Annotated in this window: 16 protein-coding genes; 6 read left to right on the top strand and 10 right to left on the bottom strand. The window is 62.6% G+C overall.

All coding sequences use genetic code 11. From position 1 onward, the window contains the following. Positions 1–299: 299 nt before the first annotated feature. From HZB53_09020 to HZB53_09065, 10 genes are all read right to left on the bottom strand, one after another. Positions 300–1,490: a glycosyltransferase gene (locus HZB53_09020; protein ID MBI5877779.1), complete on the bottom strand. Its 1,191-nt coding sequence runs from the start codon at positions 1,488–1,490 to the stop codon at positions 300–302. Positions 1,491–1,544: 54 nt separating this feature from the next. Then, the gene (locus tag HZB53_09025) at positions 1,545–2,627 is read right to left on the bottom strand and encodes a hypothetical protein (protein MBI5877780.1); all 1,083 of its coding nucleotides are present in this window, start codon (positions 2,625–2,627) and stop codon (positions 1,545–1,547) included. 652 nt (positions 2,628–3,279) lie between these two features. Beyond that, on the bottom strand, positions 3,280–4,494 hold the full coding sequence (locus HZB53_09030; GenBank protein MBI5877781.1) for a glycosyltransferase family 39 protein: 1,215 nt from the start codon (positions 4,492–4,494) through the stop codon (positions 3,280–3,282). Then, a complete protein-coding gene (locus HZB53_09035) occupies positions 4,491–5,747 on the bottom strand; it encodes a glycosyltransferase family 39 protein (protein ID MBI5877782.1) in 1,257 nt (418 codons plus the stop codon). Before HZB53_09035 ends, HZB53_09030 begins: the two co-directional genes overlap by 4 nt. 6 nt (positions 5,748–5,753) lie before the next feature. Further along, a complete protein-coding gene (locus tag HZB53_09040) occupies positions 5,754–6,947 on the bottom strand; it encodes a glycosyltransferase (GenBank protein ID MBI5877783.1) in 1,194 nt (397 codons plus the stop codon). A gap of 42 nt (positions 6,948–6,989) precedes the next feature. Next, complete coding sequence (locus tag HZB53_09045; protein MBI5877784.1) at positions 6,990–8,195, bottom strand: glycosyltransferase; 1,206 nt, start codon at positions 8,193–8,195, stop codon at positions 6,990–6,992. 31 nt (positions 8,196–8,226) lie between these two features. Continuing rightward, a complete protein-coding gene (locus tag HZB53_09050; GenBank protein ID MBI5877785.1) occupies positions 8,227–9,144 on the bottom strand; it encodes a glycosyltransferase family 2 protein in 918 nt (305 codons plus the stop codon). After that, positions 9,137–10,633, bottom strand: a complete 1,497-nt coding sequence (locus tag HZB53_09055) for a hypothetical protein (GenBank protein ID MBI5877786.1) — start codon at positions 10,631–10,633, stop codon at positions 9,137–9,139. The genes HZB53_09050 and HZB53_09055 overlap by 8 nt, the downstream gene beginning before the upstream one ends. After that, the gene (locus tag HZB53_09060; GenBank protein ID MBI5877787.1) at positions 10,627–11,808 is read right to left on the bottom strand and encodes a glycosyltransferase; all 1,182 of its coding nucleotides are present in this window, start codon (positions 11,806–11,808) and stop codon (positions 10,627–10,629) included. Before HZB53_09060 ends, HZB53_09055 begins: the two co-directional genes overlap by 7 nt. Then, positions 11,805–12,545 carry an acyltransferase gene (locus tag HZB53_09065; GenBank protein MBI5877788.1) on the bottom strand — a complete coding sequence of 247 codons (741 nt, stop codon included), beginning with the start codon at positions 12,543–12,545 and terminating at the stop codon, positions 11,805–11,807. The genes HZB53_09060 and HZB53_09065 overlap by 4 nt, the downstream gene beginning before the upstream one ends. An 866-nt stretch (positions 12,546–13,411) precedes the next feature. On the opposite strand from HZB53_09065, the gene HZB53_09070 reads away from it, so the two are divergent. From HZB53_09070 to HZB53_09095, 6 genes are all read left to right on the top strand, one after another. After that, on the top strand, positions 13,412–13,786 hold the full coding sequence (locus HZB53_09070; protein MBI5877789.1) for a heme-binding domain-containing protein: 375 nt from the start codon (positions 13,412–13,414) through the stop codon (positions 13,784–13,786). Between the two features lie 238 nt (positions 13,787–14,024). Continuing rightward, positions 14,025–15,221 carry an extracellular solute-binding protein gene (locus HZB53_09075; protein ID MBI5877790.1) on the top strand — a complete coding sequence of 399 codons (1,197 nt, stop codon included), beginning with the start codon at positions 14,025–14,027 and terminating at the stop codon, positions 15,219–15,221. A gap of 97 nt (positions 15,222–15,318) precedes the next feature. Then, a complete protein-coding gene (locus HZB53_09080) occupies positions 15,319–16,332 on the top strand; it encodes a sugar ABC transporter permease (protein ID MBI5877791.1) in 1,014 nt (337 codons plus the stop codon). A 112-nt stretch (positions 16,333–16,444) separates the two neighbouring features. Further along, complete coding sequence (locus tag HZB53_09085; protein MBI5877792.1) at positions 16,445–17,272, top strand: carbohydrate ABC transporter permease; 828 nt, start codon at positions 16,445–16,447, stop codon at positions 17,270–17,272. 128 nt (positions 17,273–17,400) lie between these two features. Then, the gene (locus HZB53_09090) at positions 17,401–18,183 is read left to right on the top strand and encodes a hypothetical protein (protein MBI5877793.1); all 783 of its coding nucleotides are present in this window, start codon (positions 17,401–17,403) and stop codon (positions 18,181–18,183) included. 54 nt (positions 18,184–18,237) lie between these two features. Continuing rightward, positions 18,238–18,579 (top strand): hypothetical protein, encoded by a 342-nt coding sequence (locus HZB53_09095; GenBank protein ID MBI5877794.1) that lies wholly within the window; start codon positions 18,238–18,240, stop codon positions 18,577–18,579. Positions 18,580–18,587 lie beyond the last annotated feature (8 nt).

The following is an 18,587-nucleotide window of genomic DNA, read 5'->3' on the forward strand; positions in this document are numbered from 1 at the left end:
CCGGCTTGCTATGAACTGGCCGCTTGGTGCTTATCACGCAAGCTGGCTCGACAAGAAAGCGGCGTTGCCCTCCCCCCGACCCCCTCCCAACAAAGTTGGGAGGGGGCGGGATTCTAAGGGGAGGTGCGCGGCGGCTGCGCCGCCGCGCACCTCCCCGTTAGCTTTTCCCCTGCTCCCCCGCGCGCGCGGGGGAGCAGGGGCCAGGGGATGAGGGGGCAACCTGGTGGCCGACTCCAAAATGAGAATTGCTGCACGCGGACACAGGCCCACACTTGGCTCAGTACGAGCCATCTCCGCGATTATCGCCCGGCCACACACTCCGCGTAGATCGCTTCGAGTGCAGCGATGCTGGCGTACCAGTTGTGCGCGCGCTCCACGTAGGCGCGGCCGGCCTCGCCAATACGGCGCGCCTGAGCATCGTCGGCCAGCAGGCGTAGCACGGCCCGCGCGAACTCCGCCGGCGTGTCGGCGCGCAGGACTTCCGCGCCGTCACTCGCCGCCACGGCGCCGAGTCCGCGCCCGGTGCTCACCACAGGCGTCGCGCACGCCATCGCTTCCAGCACTTTGTTCTGCACCCCTGCGCCGTAGACCACCGGGCAAACAGCCACGGTCGCTTGAGACAGATAGGTCGCCATATCCGGCACGGCGCCGGTCACCGTGATGCGCTCATCGGCGGCGAGTCGCAGCACGGCGGGAGGCGGCGACTGACCGACAATCCAGAGCCGGGTTTGCGGCCGTTCCGCCCAGATCAGCGGCAGAATCTCGCGCACAAAGTGCAAGGCCGCGGTGATATTGGCGTGGTAACTCATCTTGCCGGACAGCACGATGGTATCGCGCTGGCGCGGTTGCCCCGCCGCCGGCGTCACAAGCACTACGCCGTTAGGCACCACCCGAACGGGCGACGGCGCCAGCCCGCTGGCGAGGGCGTCCAGTGCGCGCTTGTCGGCATCCGACGTGACCAGCACGCGGTGAAAGCGAGTGACTAACGCCGCCTCGAAGCGGCGGGTGCGGCCAAGCTCCAGCGTGGTCATCAGACGGCCGCGCCATGTCAGGCTGTACTGCTGCGCTTGCGCAAACAATGCGCTGATGCAATCAACGCTGTCCCACACGGTGGGCAGCCGGGGGGCCAGGGCCAGCGCATAACGCGCACCGCGCAGATGCTCGACGTGCGCGACATCGAACGACCGGCTCTCCACCAACCGGACCAACTGTGCCGCCAGGTGCGGGTGCCACGCGAACGATGCCTGCAGGGGCGCACGGCCAAACACCGCGCGCGCCACGTTGCGCGCAATGCGCGTGCGCGTCAGCCGTTCGGCATGCAGTTCGATGCCCGCGGCGGCCAGCCAGCCGAGCGACTCGTGATCGGCGGCATCCTGCCAGATCGTCGCCAGCGTGACGCGGTGGCCCGCCTGCGCCAGCCCGCACAGGAAGTTGTAGGGTCGCGTGCGGATGACCGTCGGCGCGTACGGTGTGACAAAAAGAATGCGCATTTATGTTTCGACGCAACAGACAGAAGTTGAGGTCTTTATGATGTGAACAAAGGTCTAGTTTTCTGACAACCGAACAACCTGAACACCAGCACGACCGCCAGTTACAGGCCATTCCGAAGTCCGATAGACAACCTCGCCCGACATACATCTCTTGATTTGATAAGCACGACATTGGCTTAGACTATCAGTCCAAGTAATAAGGTAATCGATATGTTCATCATCAACATATTCGTTGATTCTTCCCATACGTTCATATTCATTGAAGAATCGGTAATCGTTCATTAATCCGTCGAGATTTATTATTGGTCGTTCAGAGAAATACGCCCACAAACCTGTATCCCATGCACCAATCCGCGCACTCGCCGGGATATCAGACTGGACCCATCTAGCCAGTTTTACGCCCTCCGTATTCCATGTTGACGTCGTGCTGGTCACCGATAGCTGGTTACTCGTATAAATCACGCCCGCTCCAACAAAAGCGATAACGCATAGCCCGATTCGAAGCAACTGGGGATTCTCTGTGTCCTGCTTGATACCACCGTGTTGCGGTCGTCCCAATACCCACGCAACGACGAGTACGCCAATCAAAATCTGCGGAACCAAGTACCAAGGCGTCCAGGGTACAGTTCGTCGCAGCAACGTAACGTAAAGGCCTGTCTGGATTACGGTAAAAGCAAGTAACGCAACCTCCACCCAAGTGATGCTAGGCACAATTGCTACTCGCCTCATTTCAAGGTGGCCTGAATGCGCCACATCTCGGACAACGAGCGTAAGCGCCGCAACCAATGGAATCCACCATACTAAAATCGCAAGGTTCGGCGAGCCGTTGGGTAACAGAACACTGGTCAAATGCCATTTCATCGTGCCTAGCACTGTACGCAGTGCTCCCAATACATTTGAAAGCATGCGAGCAGACAGGAATCCACCGTCTTGGTTAATTGCTACAATGCCTTGCGACATCTTGACAGTTCCACTGATCTGGAAAGGATACCCGAGAAGGTTGAAGTTAAAAGCCAGATACGCCCCAAAGCCAGCCAGCGTAATGCCGGCTGTAATAAGGGCTGCGCGTGTTATATCCGGTCGGCGCTCACTCCATCCTCGATAAAAGATCAACGCGACCAGTAGTCCAACAAGCATTATCGAATCAGTACGAGACCACGCGGTACACAATGCGACCAACCCTAAGAACAGCGAATTCTGAATGGTTACCCTGGAGCCCAGGTATGTTCGTCGGGCTACCCACAGCAATGTCACCAAGCACACGAAGTATATTACGTTCTCCATCCCGAGTAGAACCCACGTCAAGAATAAACTGGCGTTGAGGCACCAAAACACTTGGGCGGCGAACGCAGATGCTAATCCAAGTAAATCTTTGACATAATAGAAAAGAATCACGCCCGCGAGCGCGCTAAGCAAGGCGTTTAGCGCAAAGGTCGTATACAGTAGGCTCACAGAATCATGTGCAAACGAGGCCGCAACAACTAGTACCATCTGCCACAAGGGATGAAACCCCGTGGTCGCATGGATACCATCGAACGACACACGTCCATTGGTTACTACCGTTCGCGCAACGACTAGATAGTAGTAGGCGTCATCAGCGAAATAGAGGGTCAGCACTTGCATTGGCAAGCACGCTATTACCGCGATGCTGAGCACGAATCCCATCGCAGGTATTAGACAGCCAGTCTTCCAAGAGCTAGACATCATGTGGTTTGAATCCAATCCCGTCGCAATTGCGTAGCCGTAACGCTTGCTTCGTGCCGGTAGAAAGGCGCTTCAGGGCCATTATCTAGAGTCGAATGAATCTGCGTAGCGAAAGCCCGACAAACACCATCAACAGCGCATCGCTCGGCAGGCGATAGCGCGGCGCAGCCCAGGTGGCCAGATGCAACACAGTGTCAAACCCAATGTAAAGATACAACGGCAGGCATGCGCGCCAATTCTTGCGCGACAGCCACAGACCCAGCAGCATGAACGGCAGGTAAAGCGCGAACGAAAACAGTCGCGCCGCATTGCTGATCGGCGAGGACTGGTCAGACGGCACCAGCCAGAAATAGTCCTTGGTGCGATTGAGCGACAACAGCACAAACCGGCCGGGGTCGGCTGCGATCTCATTTAGCCCTTCGCGAAACAGGGCGCGATCGATGGCCGGCTCGCTCAACCCCACGAGCGCGGCCGGAATCGGCGGCGCCGCGCTGGGGTCGAAGTTCGTGCCGTGGATTGGATGATTCGACGCGTAGAACCAGTACCCGCCGTTGGAGTTCAACAGCAGAAAATCGTCATAGGCCAGGTAGTTGCGCACGGTCCACGGCAGGATCATGAGCGCCACGATCACCGCAGCCACAGCAGCGCCGCGCACCAGGTCGCGCGTTAGCCAGGCTGTACGCGGGATACGGGCGCGCCCATCCCAGGCCAGCCAGAGCACGAGCACCGGCGCGAAAAGTATCAACGTCTGCCGGAAGAGCGCGCCCAGCCCGAGCGACAGCCCCAGCCAAACCCACCCGCGCATCGACGGCCGCTCGCGCAACTGAAGCACCGCCAGCAGCGCAGACAACAGGCACATAACATAGAACGTCTGCGTCATCAGCGCGGCATTGAAGAAGATCCAGTACGCGTACAGCGCAAACGCCGCGGCGGCAGCCAGCCCGGTGCGGCGGTCGAACAGCGTCGTGCCGAGGCGATACAGGAGCCAGGCGATGCCGCCGGACAGCAGCGCCTGAATCAGACGCGCCGCCAACGGATGATGCCCGGTGACGGCATACACGGCCGTCAAGTAAAGTGTGTATGCGAACGACCAGTGCGACGTTGGCTCGTTGGCTTTGGTGAACGGATACCAATCCTGGGCGAAGCTATATCCGTGCCCGTCGAGCAGTCTAAGCGCCAGCGTGTCGTAGGATATCTGGTCGTGTGCGCCCGACAGCGGTGCCGCGTTGTCGCCAAGGTACACGGCAGCACCGAGCCGCAGGGCCACAGTAAGCGCGATTACCAAAACCAGTTTTCTCATGATCGATCCGACAGGCTCGCAATTCGGTCTCGGCCTGATCGATTGGGCCACGCCGCACAGGCAAAGATGACCAATGCCGGCGCGACGGGCAGTGCAATGCGACTGCCGCCATAGAAGACGACTGCCATCAGCAGGTACCAGGTGAACAGGCTGGCCAACATGACCGCGCGGAGATTGTCGCGCAACCGCACAAAGCCAGCCAGGGCGGCCACCAGGAATGCGGCAAAGGGAATGTTGATGATCGTCGCCAACGTGCCTGTGTTTCCGCCCGTCTCCCGTTCCAGCGGGGCGATGAACTTGGCGATCTTGCGGGGCACGAGCGCCAGCGCCGCCATCGGCTCAGCCTTTATCCAGTCGAGGGACCGCCGCATGAGCGCGCGGTCAGACTCGACTTCGCTGAGTCCTTCCACGGGATAGACCCAGGCCGATCCGCCATCGGCGCGCGGGTTATTTCCGGCGTACAGGTTCGATCCGCCGCTAGTCGTCAGCAACACCCACGAGCCAAGCTGGATCGTATTACGCACAGCCCACGGCAGCGCCACAGCCAGCGCGATGATCTGCACCGCCATGATCACCCGAAGCCGCCTTGCAGGCCAACGAATCAGCAAAGCCAGGATGAAAAGCAGCGCCGGCCACAACGCCACTTCGGGCCGAATCATCACGGCCACTCCAAGCACCGCGCCGCCTGCGGCTGCGGCCTTCCACGCCGGATAGGCCATGGCGCGCCCGGCCAGCGCCAGCGCAAGCCACAGCACCGTGATGAACAGCGTCTCTGAATACAGCCAGCCGGTCATATAGACGAGCGTCGGATACAGCGCCGTGCTGAGCGCCGCGACGAGCGCACGCTTGGGGCCGGCGAGGTCGCGGGCAATCCGATACACTGGCAGACAGAGCGCCGCGCCGATGGCCGCCTGAACCAGGCGCACGCCGAGCAGCGCTTGACCGATCGTCACGTAGAGCGCGGCCAGAAACAGCGGGTACCCCGGCATGCGATAGGCGGTCGGGGTCGCGCCATCCCACGTGTAGCCGAGCCCGCGCACGAGGTGCACCGCCAGCGCATGATGGTCAACGGCGTCGCCGTGGTATGCGTTGCCGGCCAGGATTGGATCGAAGCGATCGGCGCTCAGGGCCCACGCGCCACGCACGACGAACGCCAGCAGACAGATGGCGGTCAGCGCGCCGTGCGCAGCCAACCAAGTCATGAGCCGGGCAGCCCACGCGCCGCCCGCCGGCGTACCGTTCGCGATCGTCATCACCTGTCAATCGAGTTTGGATTCAGCACGCCGCGCCGTACGCACCCAATCAACCGGCCCGCCCAGGCGCGCGCGCAAACTCAGCCACGTCCGCCAGACAATGAACACGGGACCGAGCAGCATGACCAGATAGGCGCGCGCCGGTGCGCGCTCCAGCGCGAGGCCCCAGAGCGGATACGCGACCAGCACGGCCAGCACAATCCCCCAGAGCAGCGACAGCACCGGCGAAACCATGTTGCCCGCCAGCACGTGCGCTGCAAATACGATGGCTGCCAGCAGCGTCAGCGTGGAATACGACGGCAGCACCGCCTGCGCCGCGCCATCGAGCAGCGCGCTATCGCGCCGCCGCAGCCCTTCGCGCAGCATCTGCATGGCATTCTGGCGGCTGGCCGTGTAGGCGCCGCGCAACCAGCGCGAACGCTGCGCGCGCGCCGCCGCCCACGACACCGGCGCCTCCCCGTAACCGATTGCGCCCGGTTCGTACGCGATGCAAATGCCGTCCAGCAGCAGGCGCTGCCTGAATTTGTAGTCTTCCGTCAGATCCGTGCCCCACCCCAGCCGCTTCAACACATTCGCCCGATAGCAAATGGAGTCACCCATGTTCTTGGCCGACCAGCCCAACACCACGCGTCCGTGATTCTGGATTCGGTTGTCAATCATAAACATTGCCCACGTCAGCGCAGCGAACCATGAGTCGTTGGGGTTCACAATGCGATGGCAACCCTGAATGACTTCAGCACCCTGAGCCAGACGTGCGTCCATCACCGACAGGAACGCCGGATCCACGCGTGTGTCCGCATCGAAAACAACAACCGCATCGTAGCCGGGGGCACTCGCAAACAACCGCTCGAACTGCCAGGCGAGCGCGGCGCCTTTCCCGTGCCGCTCGCCGTCTGTGCGTTCCCAGCATATCGCGCCGGCTATGCGCGCTTCCCCGACGGTCTGGTCTGCACAGTGATCCGCAATCACATGAATATCAAAACGGTCCGGCTGATAGGTCTGCTGCCGCAATTGTCGCACGGTCGCGCCGATAACCGCGGCTTCGTTGTGCGCCGGTACCACCACCGCAAAGCGCGCGCTGCAACTCTGGGAAGGAGTTGTAGTAATCGACTTAGCCGAGGCTACTGCCAAAGTCAACAGGTACGCCAGGCACAGCAACACAACAACCAGTGTGCCCGCCGATAGAGCATTAATCAGCATGCCATCGTCATCCGTTGGGCCTCGAGCCGAAATGCCTGCGGCTCAGTTCGACGCGACACGCTGCAACGCCTTCGCATAGGCGGCCTCGACCGCGGGCAAGGCCACCTGCCAATCGTATTTGGCTTGCACAAGCGCGCGCCCGGCGCTCGCCAGACGGATGCGCAGAGCGGGATCGGCCAGCAGGCGCACAACCTGGGCGGCAAATTCACGGGCATCGTCGGCAATCAGCAAATGGATGTCGTGAACCGCCTCGATGCCTTCGACGCCCATCGTGGTGCTGACGACCGGGATTCCGCGCGAAAGCGCTTCCAAGATGCGCACGCGCATACCGCTCGCAGCGCGCACGGGAACGACCATCACCGCAGCGCGCGACAGCCAGAGGTCTACATCCGGCACATATCCCGTCACGGTAATGCCATCGCGCCCATTCATGCTCACCAGGTCATGCGGCGGACGCGCGCCTATGAGCGTCAAGTCGGCATCCGGCTGCTCACGCCGCACCAGGGGGTAGACATCACGAGCAAACCAGCGCACTCCATCCGCATTGGGCGGGTAGAAGAGCGTGCTGGCCGAAACGATGCTCTTCGCTTCTGGTCGCAGGGTGAGCGGCGGCTGTGCGCCGCAATCGATGGCGATTGGAATCACCGTAATCGACTCCGCGCGCGCGCCCGCCTGCACGAGCTTGGCTTGATCCACTGCGCTGACGGCAAGCACGCCGTCAACCGCGCGGCAAAGCATTCCTTCATAGCGCTGCAATCGGCGCGCCTCCAGGGCGAGCGCAGGACGCACGAGTGGGAAGGCGGTCGTGCGGGCGCGCTCGACAATGGCCCAAACCGCATTGTGCGCATCGAATATGCGGTTGCCGGAGCGCGCCCCCAGTGCATACTGCCCCATCGTCAACTGGTCGGCGTGAACGATGTCGAATGACTGTTCGCTGGTCAGGCGTTGGACGAGATCGTGCATGGCTTGCTTGCTGTCGCGTTCAACGAGGAACGGCGTCCCGCGTGCCAGTGCGCGCAGATAGTCGCGCGCATCGACAAGGCGACTGCGGCGCATCGGCACGGGATAGACGGCGTGGCAGAACTCACGCAGCACGTCCAATCCCTTTTCCTCGCCAGGACGCACGAACGTAGCCAAAGTCACCTGATGCCCACGCGAGGCGAGGTAGCGCAGCACATGATACGTCTTGATGCGCGGCCCCGAATCCGGGGGGTACGGCACGATCTGGGAGAGAAGCAGAACTCGCAAGGGAAGTGACGCCATGACTTGGCGGCCCCTGTCAGACCGGCTCTATGCCAGGCGCCAGCGACATGCGCAAGATGTCCAAGTTCGACCGCAGTTCAGCCGCCGCCCGCACCCGCGTGCGCGGGGCAATCGACACAAGCGCCCAGAAGAGGAGCTTGGCCGCGCTCACCACCGCAAAGAACAGGCGCAAGAGCAGCGTCTGAAACACGCCAAGGTGCTTGTGAAAATAGAGCATGTACCCGCGGTAGACTAGCCGCCGCCGCTTCCATGGTGTCAGACTCCGACCGCCAAAGTGAATGGTCTTTACATCCGGATCATAGCAGATTTGCCAGCCATGCTTGTGCAACCTGTACTGCAAATCGGATTCGTCCGAGTAGATGAAGAATCCTTCGTCAACCAGCCCGACCTGGTCGAGCGCATCGCGTCGGAACAGCATGAACGCCGTGCTGAGCCAGTCCACCGCACGCTCCGGGCCATTAGGGCCGAAAGACGGGTATTCCGGACGAATCAACTGACCTAGTTTTGTGGTCAGCAGTAGTACAATGCCAAACGACGCGAACGGGTAGTGGCTGCTCTGAAAGCTGCCGTCCGGATTCAACAACTGGCCGCCCACGCCACCGGCCTGCGGATGCGCGTCGAGGAACTGGACGACACGGTCAATTGAGTTTGGCAGCACCAGCGTGTCGTTGTTGAGCAGCAACACGTATTTGCCGGACGTGGCCCGAATCCCGAGGTTGTTGCCGCCAGCAATGCCCCGGTTCGTCTCGCTCCGGATCATCGTTATCTCTGGATAGCCGGCGGTCAGGCGCGCCACGCTGTCATCAGTCGATGCGTTGTCAACGACGATGATCTCCGTGTCCACGTTCGGTGCGTTGGCGCGCAGCGAGTCGAGGCACTGCGCGGTATACGCGGGCGTGTTGAAATTGACAATGACAATGGAAAGCTCAGGCATCGGTTTGATCCGGCGCGGGTTGGACGCCATCGATGGAAACCCCAAAGCGGCCCAGACTCACGAGGGTGCCCAGCATCAGCCACGTATACACACTCTGCCTGAAACCCGCCGTGCCCAGGTTGTACACAAACGGCACCAGCCACTCGGCCGACGCCACCGACACAACCGCCATCGCGAACAGGCTGGCAAGCGCGCCCCCGGCGTGCGCCCGTGCAAAGCCTGCGGGCGCAGATTGCGTGGCGCGCCAGCCAACCACCACGATCACGATCAGCAGCCACACAAAAACCAGCGTGCCCAGCAAGCCTGTTTGGGCAAACAGGTCGGCAAAAAAGTTGTGCGACGGCGGCGCATAGTACACGCTGGCGTCGCCGGTGCCGACGTAGCTATTCCCGGTGAGCGGACGCGAAAGCGAAACGAAGTCTGGATTGAACCAGTTCCACTTATAGGTCACCGGACCGAGACCCAGCAACACGTGCCAGACGGAGTCAACCGTCATACGGACCACGTCGAGCCAGATATACGGGCGGAGCAGCGATCCAACACTATCCTTGAAAGCCAGGAAATCGTCCACGCGCGCCCGATTAAACCAGACGAAAATGGCTCCGGCCAGCGTGGCAAATACTGCCAGTCGCCGCGAGCGCAACCACAAGAGTACAGGCAGTGCAACAAGCACCGGCAGCCAACCGCCGGCATAGGTATAGCGAAACGTGAGAAATGTCCCGGCGCCCCACGCCGCCAGCAGCAGCCAGCCCAGCAGTCGCGCACCGTCACTCAGGCGCGTGTTCAGAATGAGTTGTCCGAGCAGCAGGACGGCGCCGATGGACATGGGCGTCGCCGGCGCCAGCGGGCCCATACTTACGAAACCCAGATTGCCGGCCACGACGGCCAGCATGGACATGCCTATGGTCGCCGCCACGCACACACGCAGCGACCGCTCGGTCCATTTCACGCTGGCGGTGAGCAGCAGTGCAACGAATGTCAAAAGGTACAGCGCCACCTGTGTGCCTTGCACCAGCAACGCATTGCCCGGCAGCAGCACGCGCACATCGATCAGCACCAGGTTGGCCGCCCACGACCCGCCGAGAATCAGCAGAAACAGCCCAATCGGGCGGTTCAGGCGCGCGTCGCCGAGCGGCGCGGTACGCCGGCCGATCAGCCACTGCAGTATCCACGCCAGCGCGATCGTTGGCAGCACCAGCATCACGGTCGTGATGTTGGTCTGCGTGCCCGTGCCAAGCGGAATCTCGACAAGCCCGGCGGTCGCGATCAGCAGCACGAGCGCCAGGCGCAGATTGACCACCGCCAGGCCAAACGCCGACAGAATGCCGAAGCCGGCCAACAGTGGCGCGACCGACTGCATGGTGATGCCGCCCACATCGCTGAACTGCGGCGAGCGCAGTCCGATCACGGCGCTGACAAGCACCACTACGAGCGCGACCAGGATGCTTGATAGCGAGGCAGAGCGCGTCGAAAGCCAATTCCCTAGCATTGAGCAACCTGTTCCAGCAGCGACAGAAATTTCGGCGCAATGACCGACCAGTCGTATGTCCCCTCAACCAGTCGCCGCGCGTTCGCGGCCAGTCGATCGCGCAGTTCCTCGTCACGCAACAACCGCACAACCTGGGCGGCAAACTGCTCCGGCGTATCGCCAATCAGCAGATGCTCGCCATCGCGCACCTCAAGCCCTTCGGCGCCCTTGCTGGTCGACACAACCGGCGTACCGAGCACCATCGCCTCCAGAATCTTCAGGCGCGTGCCACCGCCCACCTGAAGCGGCGCAATGCAGACCGCAGCCTCAGCGACGGCCGGCTTGACATCGGCTAGATAGCCGGTGAACAGAACACGCTGAGCAGGCGGCACGCGGTTGCGCGTCGCGTCATCCGTGCGCCCGGTAATCCAAAGTTCGGCGCGCGGCTCCGCTTGCAACACCGCAGGCCAGACTTCGCGCAGGAAATAGTCAACGGCCTGGAAATTGGCGCCGAACGAGAGCGCCCCGTTGAAGATCAACCGATACGGATTCTTGACCGCATTCGCATGGTCAACGGCGGCGCTCACAACATTCGGCACAACGGCGACCGGGCAGCGCCGGGCGTTTCCGAGCATCAGATTGGCGCGCTCCAACTCAGAGGCGACCGTGCACGCGTTGAAGTGCCTCATCAGGCCGGCGATGTAATTCCGCGTCTTCATCCAGGACAGCCAGGCGCGCGCGCGCGGGGGACCAGCGCGCGCCAACGCGACGGCGCCGCGCAGCGGGCCAGTTTCGATCTCTTCAAGCAGTTTTGGAGTGGCCGTGTATCGCAAAGCGTAACGCGCATTGTCATAGTGGCAGACGATCAACAGGTCATAGCGGCCCGTCCGCACTTCAGCGTCAAAGCAGCGCGCCATCTCGGGGCTGTGACCCAGCACGATCGATCGCGGTAGCGGGCTGAGAAGCGCCCGCAGGTTGGCGAGTCGGGACGGCGCCGGGCGCGTGCGTTGCACAATACCGGCAACATGGGCATAGGGCGTCAAACCCGCCTCGTCGATGTTGTCCCCGGTGTCTGCAAACGAAAGCAGCGTAACCTCGTGACGGCTTGCCGCCGCACGCACCAGATTGAACACGCGAATCTTGTTGCCGGTGTCTTGCGGCGACGGGAACCACGACGCCAGCCACAGAATCCTCATACCGAAGGACCTCGATGGCGAATCACGCGTGCCGGCACGCCCGCCGCCACGGCCAACTCCGGGATGTCGCCCGTAACCACGGCGCCCGCCGCGATGACGGCACCGCGGCCGATGTGGGAACCGTCCATGATCATCGCGCCGGTCCCGATCCAAACATCGTTTCCAATTTGAATGCCGCGATATGTTTCCGGCTGCAACCGGATGGGCGTGTCCGGGTCGCTGAATCCGTGATTGTGCGACATGATCGCCACATGCGGTCCGACGAGCGCATCGTCACCGATTACGAGACCACCGTCGCCGTGCAGTATCGAGTACGGCCCCACATAACCGTTACGCCCCATAGTGATGCGCCCGACCGGGCCGGCGTGGGACGCATCGGCGATCAGAAGCACCCTTGGCCCAATCCGGCAGCCGTCCGCCAGCGTGATGCCCAGTCCGGGTTGCGCCTCAAGGATGCAGCCGGCATGCACGTGCACCTCATCGCCCAGCCGTATCCGGCCGGCTCCGCGAATGCCCACACTCGGATGAACGTAGACGTGCTTGCCCGCTGTGCCAAGCCGGAACCAGAGCAAGAGGGCGCGTCGATAGAGGGGCCGAACCCACGATTTCAGCACAGATTCATTCCCTGCCATGTGATGCCCCATTACCTCACAGCCCAGTATTATTCCGGAGTGATCGTGTCCCGTCAAGATTGTCATGATGCGAAGCCCATGCCCGGCGGGCATGCGTAGTTGCATGACAGCCGCGTGGTCGCGGGCGTGCCCCGGCGGGCCACCGGGCACCCGCAAGGGGTGCCCCTACGATCGTCATTCTCGGAATGACAGGCCAATGGAACAATGGAACATTCTCGAGTCGCATCGGTAGTGCGTGATACGCTCACAGCGCCCCGATATGCGCCAAGCCCGATCGGATCGTTCTATTATGCTTGTGCTTGCGCCAAATCCGAAATACGGCGCGATTGGCGCGCGAATCGACATGTGTGCCAACATGCCCCAAAACGCAGCGTTGACGGGCGCTCGCCGGTGTCGGCCTGCGCGTGCAGCAATTCTCATTTTGGAGTCGGCCGCCAGGTTGCCTCCTCATCCCCTGGCCCCTGCTCCCCCGCGCGCGCGGGCGAGCAGGGGAAAAGCTAACGGGGAGGGCAACGCCGCTTTCTTGTCGAGCCAGCATGCGTGACAAGCACCAGGGGGGCCAGTTCATAGCAAGCCGGCAATGGAAAGTACCCGCCCAAGGCCAAAATGAGAATCGCTGCTGCGCGTGCTGGCGATTGCGGCCTGCCGGGTCGCTGGGGTATAATCAGGTTGGATAGGTCTGCAGGCTGGCAAGAAACGAATGGATTGCCGCCGCTGGACGCACTGCTCGGTCTTTCACCTTTGCAGTGCGGCTCCGGCCATGCTATCCATGTTCGCCCCCGCGGCGTTATCCGGCGCAGCTGTTGATGCCGCCGCCGCGCCAGGCTTCAGGTGCATAAAGTCGCGCGGCTGTGCTGCGCGTGTGCATACCCAACCGGCATCCAAAGAGGTCGTCAACCGTGTCACGCACGTCACGGCTCGCCGTCATCGGACTCCTGACCGCCGCTTGCGGCGTGTCGCTAATACTGGCCATGGGTGCTACGCCTGCAAATCCGCCCGTCAAGACCGAGCCACCGTGGGACAGCCCGCAGACACGCACGCAGTTCATGCGCTCCTGCGGCGACTGCCACAGCAACGAGACCGTCTGGCCCTGGTACAGCCGCGTCCCACCCGCGTCGATTCTGGTCGCGCGCGACGTACGCGAAGGACGCCAGAAGCTCAACGCCTCCGAGTGGGACACGCGGCCGCAGGACACGCGCGAACTGTCTGAAGTGATGCAACAAGGCGAGATGCCGCCGGCCATGTATGTGGTGATACATCCGGATGCCGTGCTTTCGAATGCCGACCGGCAGGCATTGCTCAAGGGGTTGACCGCGACGTTCGGCGTTGGACACGGCGGACGGTAGCCCGACCGGATACCGCCCTATCGCGCAGGGCGCGCGCAAACCATCGCGGTTTTGGAACGCCGGCAGGCCTGAACCGGCCAGGGATGCCGCCGGCACCAGCCGTACCGCAAAGCGGCGCAACGATCCAATCACACAGAAAGGAGGAAGCTGCGCACCACACTCAAACTGGTCTCTCACACCTGTTTAGCGTGTCAGGCCTCGTGACACTGCTTTAGTGCTTTAAGGAGGATTCCCAGTCATGAAACGTATTACGATTCTTGTACTTGTGGCGGCCATCCTGCTGATAGCGGCTTGCGGTCCGACATCAACGCCGGCGGCCACTCAGGCTCCAGCCGCCGGCGGAACCGTCAGCGGCGCCATCACGATCTGGAACGGCTACCACTCCGGCGATAATGAGGAGAAGGCGCTCAATCAGCTCCTCGACGGCGCCAAGAAGCAGTTCCCCGATGCCAAAATCACGGTGCTCGAAGTGCCGTTCGAGCAGTTGTTCGCCAAGTTCGAGACCGAAGCCGGCTCCGGCGGCGGCCCCGACATGTTCATCGCCCCGAATGACAGCCTGGGCACCGAAGTGCGCGGCAACCTGCTGGCCCCGCTCGACGACATGCTCAAGGGCAAGCTCGACAGCTTCTCGAAACTGTCGATTGAGGGCGTGACGGTGGGCGGCAAGATCTACGCCGTGCCGATGATCCCGAAGGCGCTGGCGATGTACTACAACAAGACGACGGTGACCGCCGCGCCCAAGACGACGGACGAACTGCTGGCGGCGGTCAAGAGCGGCAAGAAGGTCGGCGTCCCGAACAGCGCTTATCACACGTTCGGGTGGTGGCGCGCCTTTGGCGGCAGCTTGATGGACGCCAGCGGCAAGTGCGTTGCCGACACGAACGGCACAGCGGATGCGTTCACGTACGTGCTCTCGCTGAAGACCGCAGGCGCGCAGATCCGCGCCGACGGCGACCTGGACACGCTGTACCGCGCAGGCAACCTCGATATTTACTTCAACGGCCCGTGGGTGTTGGGCGGCAACGAGGACGCGCTCGGCAAGGACAAGGTCGGCGTGGCGCCGATGCCGAAGGGACCCAAGGGCGATGCCGGCCCGCTGACCGGTATTGACGGCTGGTATGTCAACGCCAACAGCAAGAACAAAGGCGGCGCGGTCGCGCTAGCGCTTTACCTGGCCAGCAAGGATGCACAGACGGTGTATGCCAATGTGGCCGGCGACCCGGCGGCGCGCACCGATGTCACGCCGAGCAACGCCAACGTGAAGGCGTTTGCCGACGCCGCGAACGCCGGCTTTGCCCGACCGCAGACGGCGGAGTTCGGCAACTTCTGGACGCCATTCGGCGATGCGGCGACGAAGATCTTCGAAGGCAAGAGCACGCCTGCCGACGCGATCAAGAGCGCTTGCGACGCCATGAACAAGGCGAACAAGAAGTAGCACGCAGTGCGACTGCAAGCCGGGGCCGGCCGGATACGCGGCCGGCCCCGCGCCCGTCATGTCGCTCGTCCCAATTTGCCGGCCCAAGGACAATCTCATGGCGACCATGCCCATTGCACGCCCCGAGACGCCCAATGCGAAGCGCCAGCACAGCAACTCGCGACTGGCCAACCCGTATGTCTACTTGATTCCCGCCATGCTGATCATGTCGGTGATGACATACTACCCGATGGCATACGGGCTGTGGATGTCGTTCACGGACTACGCCCTCAAAAACCTGCGCATCGATTCGCCGCCCCCGAATTTCGTCGGTCTGCAGAACTTCATCGACATTGCCACCGGCGCGCTGACCATTCCGAATTTCGACTTCGCGTATACCGTCGCCTTCAATTTGTTTTGGACATTTTCCAACGTCACGGTGCACGTCATCATCGGCGTCCTGATTGCCGTGCTGCTCAATGCGCGCGGGCTGTGGTTTCGCGGCGTGTACCGCGCCATCTTCGTGCTGCCGATCGTGATCCCGACGCTCGTCGTCGCGAACGTCTGGCGCAACATGTTCGATCCGGACTTCGGCGCGATCAACCAGGGGCTGGCGGCGTTGGGTGGACTGATCGGTATGCCGGCATCGGCCTTCCATATCCGCTGGATCGAATCGCTGGACCCGCCGATTCCGTTTCTGCCTTTGCCCCTGGCCTATTTTGCGCTCCTCATCACCAACGTGTGGCTAGGCTGGCCGTTCATGACGATCGTCGCGACCGGCGCGCTGCAGAGCATTCCGCGCGACTACTATGAAGCGGCGTCGATGGATGGCGCCTCGCCAACGCAGCAGTTCTTCGGTATTACGGTCCCGCTCCTGCGCCCCGCGATGGTGCCGGCGATCGTGTACGGCATCACGTTGACATTCAACCTGTTCAACCTGATATACTTCGTCTCCGGCGGCGGCCCGTTGCGCCAGACCGAAATCCTGGTGACCACGGCGTTCCGCCTCGTCAATCAGGAGCGACTGTACGGCATTGCCGCCGCCTTCGCCGTGTATACGGCGATCATCCTGCTCGTCATCACGCTGATTACCAATCGCGTCTCGCGCGCAACGGAGAGCTACGATGCCTAAGCCGATGCAACGCATGCTCCGGTGGTTGGACCGCCTGGTCGCACCGGAAGAGGAAACGCACATCGTCGGCCAGAAGACGACGCTGGCCAAGCAGCTTGTCTACCAGGCGCTCTTGGTGCTTATTACGCTGAGCGTATTGTTTCCGATCCTGTGGGTCGTCAGCATGTCGTTCGATCCGCGCGCGGACATCATGCGCCCGACGACGCTGAACCTGGTCCCGCCGGGCTTTTCGCTGAAGGCGTATCTCGACATCATTGAAAAGCCATCGGCCAACCCGGTCAGCCTGCCCGTGCTGACGATGAACAGCGTCTTGCTGGCGGGCGGATCGGCGCTGGCGTCGGTCATGATCGCCGTCTTCGCCGGATACGCCTTCTCGCGTTTCCGCTTTGCCGGACGGCAGACGCTGATGATCGCCGTGCTGGCCGTCTTGATCCTCCCGACGGTGGCCACGCTGGCCCCTCTGTTCGTGCTGCTGAACCGAGTCGTGATCGGCGACTTCAATCTGCGCAATTCGCTGCCCGGCGTCGGCCTGGCTTTGCTGTCCAGCTTGCTGCCGTTCGCGATCTGGAACTTAAAGGGCTACATCGACACCATCCCGAAGGAACTGGAAGAGGCCGCGCTGATCGACGGCGCATCACCGAACCAGACGTTCTTTTACATCATGCTGCCTCTATCGACGCCTGCCATTGCGATCACAGCATTCCTGGGGTTCCTGTCGGGCTGGACCGAGTTCTCCATTTCGTGGCAGTTCTTAACCGACCCGCAGAACTTCACGCTCGCGATGACGCTTTACAACATGACCGGCCAGTATGCCAGCTCGACACCGTGGTCGCACTTCTCCGCGATGTCGGTGATCATCGCCCTGCCTGTTTCGCTGGTCTATCTCGCCTTGCAGAAATATATGAGCGGCGGGCTGACGATCGGCGGCGTCAAGGGCTGAAAGCGGCGTTTGGTTGCCCGGGGTCCTGCGGCACGGCAGCCTTGGTGCTGCCGGCCCGGCAACGGTGCATCGCTGGCAGAACGCCGCAATGGCTCCGCGTGCCAAACGCGCGGAGCACGGAGGTACCTGTGCACAACCATACCCTCCTCGCGCTCCGTGTCGCCGGAGTGCTCCTGCTGCTTGTGCTGGGCGGCGCCTGCGCGCCGACGCCACCAGCCGCAACCCCCACGTCGCCGGCGCCGACCGCCGTGCCGCCCACGGCGATTCCTACGGTTGCGCCCACCAGTACGCGTGCGCCGACCAGCCTGCCGCCGACGGCGATTCCCACCAGCGCGCCCGTGTTCACACCCCCGCCGCCAATCACCGGTGTCGGCAAGCCGCCGGATGGCAAATATCTGTTCGTCGAGATCGTCTATTCCACCGACGGGAGTGGAAAACTGCCGCAGTTGATGATCGACTTCCCGGCGTACCGCTTCGATATTCAAACGGGCACACTGTCTCCATTCTCAACGTACGATGCGCGGAAGTTCCAACTCCTGCCGACTGACTGGGGCTTCATCGGCCGCACCAGTTGGCGGCGCGGCGCGGCGGGCGGCGGCGGCGCCGGCACCATCACCGTCGTACCCGGCATGCTCGTGACGTTCACGGTGCCGATCCCGCTCGGCACGGCGAACGCCGATGGCATGGACCAGACGCGCGGCGCACCAGGCCAATTGCTGGCCGTTGCGGCCGACGGAACCGCTGAATTGACGATCGACGGCGAGCGCGTGGTGCTAGCGCCGGGCCGCGAGTGGACGCGCACGGCCGAGTTCGATCTGGCGGTCAAGACTTACAACGGTCGCTACAAGTTGACCGCGCTGGTGCGCAACAACGGCTGGCTGGAACGCGCGAAACTGCGCACGCAACCGTAGAAGGCGATGCCTGTGGCTGCCCCTCCAACATTTCTGATTGGTCGCGAACGAACGATGCGGACGATTCCGTTCGCGACGCTGGAGCGCCATCTCGCGCAGTCTTCGCTGCCACCGGGTGAGCGCATCGCCTGGATGACCGCCGACCACCGGCGCGTCCGCGAATACGTCGTGAGCGAACTGCTGCACGCAGGCATCCCGCTGTCGCTGCAGGCGATTGCAAGCGCGCTGGCCCTGCCGCCCGATCGCGTATCCGACCTGCTGAGCGACCTTGAGCGGCGGCTGACCTTCCTCGTGCGCGATGCGCACGGCGCGGTCGAGTGGGCCTTCCCGGTCACTACCGCGCAGACACCGCATCGGCTGACCTTCGACAGCGGCGAGCGGCTGTACGGCGCTTGAGCGGAAGA

The organism is Chloroflexota bacterium (genome assembly GCA_016235055.1).
In the GTDB taxonomy this organism is placed as follows: domain Bacteria; phylum Chloroflexota; class Anaerolineae; order JACRMK01; family JACRMK01; genus JACRMK01.

What these genes read in the sequence shown, in the direction of transcription:
- HZB53_09020 (MBI5877779.1), bottom strand. Translation starts at nt 1,490, where the DNA reads ATGCGCATTCTTTTTGTCACACCGTACGCGCCGACGGTCATCCGCACG.
- HZB53_09025 (MBI5877780.1), bottom strand. Translation starts at nt 2,627, where the DNA reads ATGCTTGTTGGACTACTGGTCGCGTTGATCTTTTATCGAGGATGGAGT.
- HZB53_09030 (MBI5877781.1), bottom strand. Translation starts at nt 4,494, where the DNA reads ATGAGAAAACTGGTTTTGGTAATCGCGCTTACTGTGGCCCTGCGGCTC.
- HZB53_09035 (MBI5877782.1), bottom strand. Translation starts at nt 5,747, where the DNA reads ATGACGATCGCGAACGGTACGCCGGCGGGCGGCGCGTGGGCTGCCCGG.
- HZB53_09040 (MBI5877783.1), bottom strand. Translation starts at nt 6,947, where the DNA reads ATGCTGATTAATGCTCTATCGGCGGGCACACTGGTTGTTGTGTTGCTG.
- HZB53_09050 (MBI5877785.1), bottom strand. Translation starts at nt 9,144, where the DNA reads ATGCCTGAGCTTTCCATTGTCATTGTCAATTTCAACACGCCCGCGTAT.
- HZB53_09055 (MBI5877786.1), bottom strand. Translation starts at nt 10,633, where the DNA reads ATGCTAGGGAATTGGCTTTCGACGCGCTCTGCCTCGCTATCAAGCATC.
- HZB53_09060 (MBI5877787.1), bottom strand. Translation starts at nt 11,808, where the DNA reads ATGAGGATTCTGTGGCTGGCGTCGTGGTTCCCGTCGCCGCAAGACACC.
- HZB53_09065 (MBI5877788.1), bottom strand. Translation starts at nt 12,545, where the DNA reads ATGCAACTACGCATGCCCGCCGGGCATGGGCTTCGCATCATGACAATC.
- HZB53_09070 (MBI5877789.1), top strand. Translation starts at nt 13,412, where the DNA reads ATGGGTGCTACGCCTGCAAATCCGCCCGTCAAGACCGAGCCACCGTGG.
- HZB53_09075 (MBI5877790.1), top strand. Translation starts at nt 14,025, where the DNA reads ATGAAACGTATTACGATTCTTGTACTTGTGGCGGCCATCCTGCTGATA.
- HZB53_09080 (MBI5877791.1), top strand. Translation starts at nt 15,319, where the DNA reads ATGGCGACCATGCCCATTGCACGCCCCGAGACGCCCAATGCGAAGCGC.
- HZB53_09095 (MBI5877794.1), top strand. Translation starts at nt 18,238, where the DNA reads ATGCGGACGATTCCGTTCGCGACGCTGGAGCGCCATCTCGCGCAGTCT.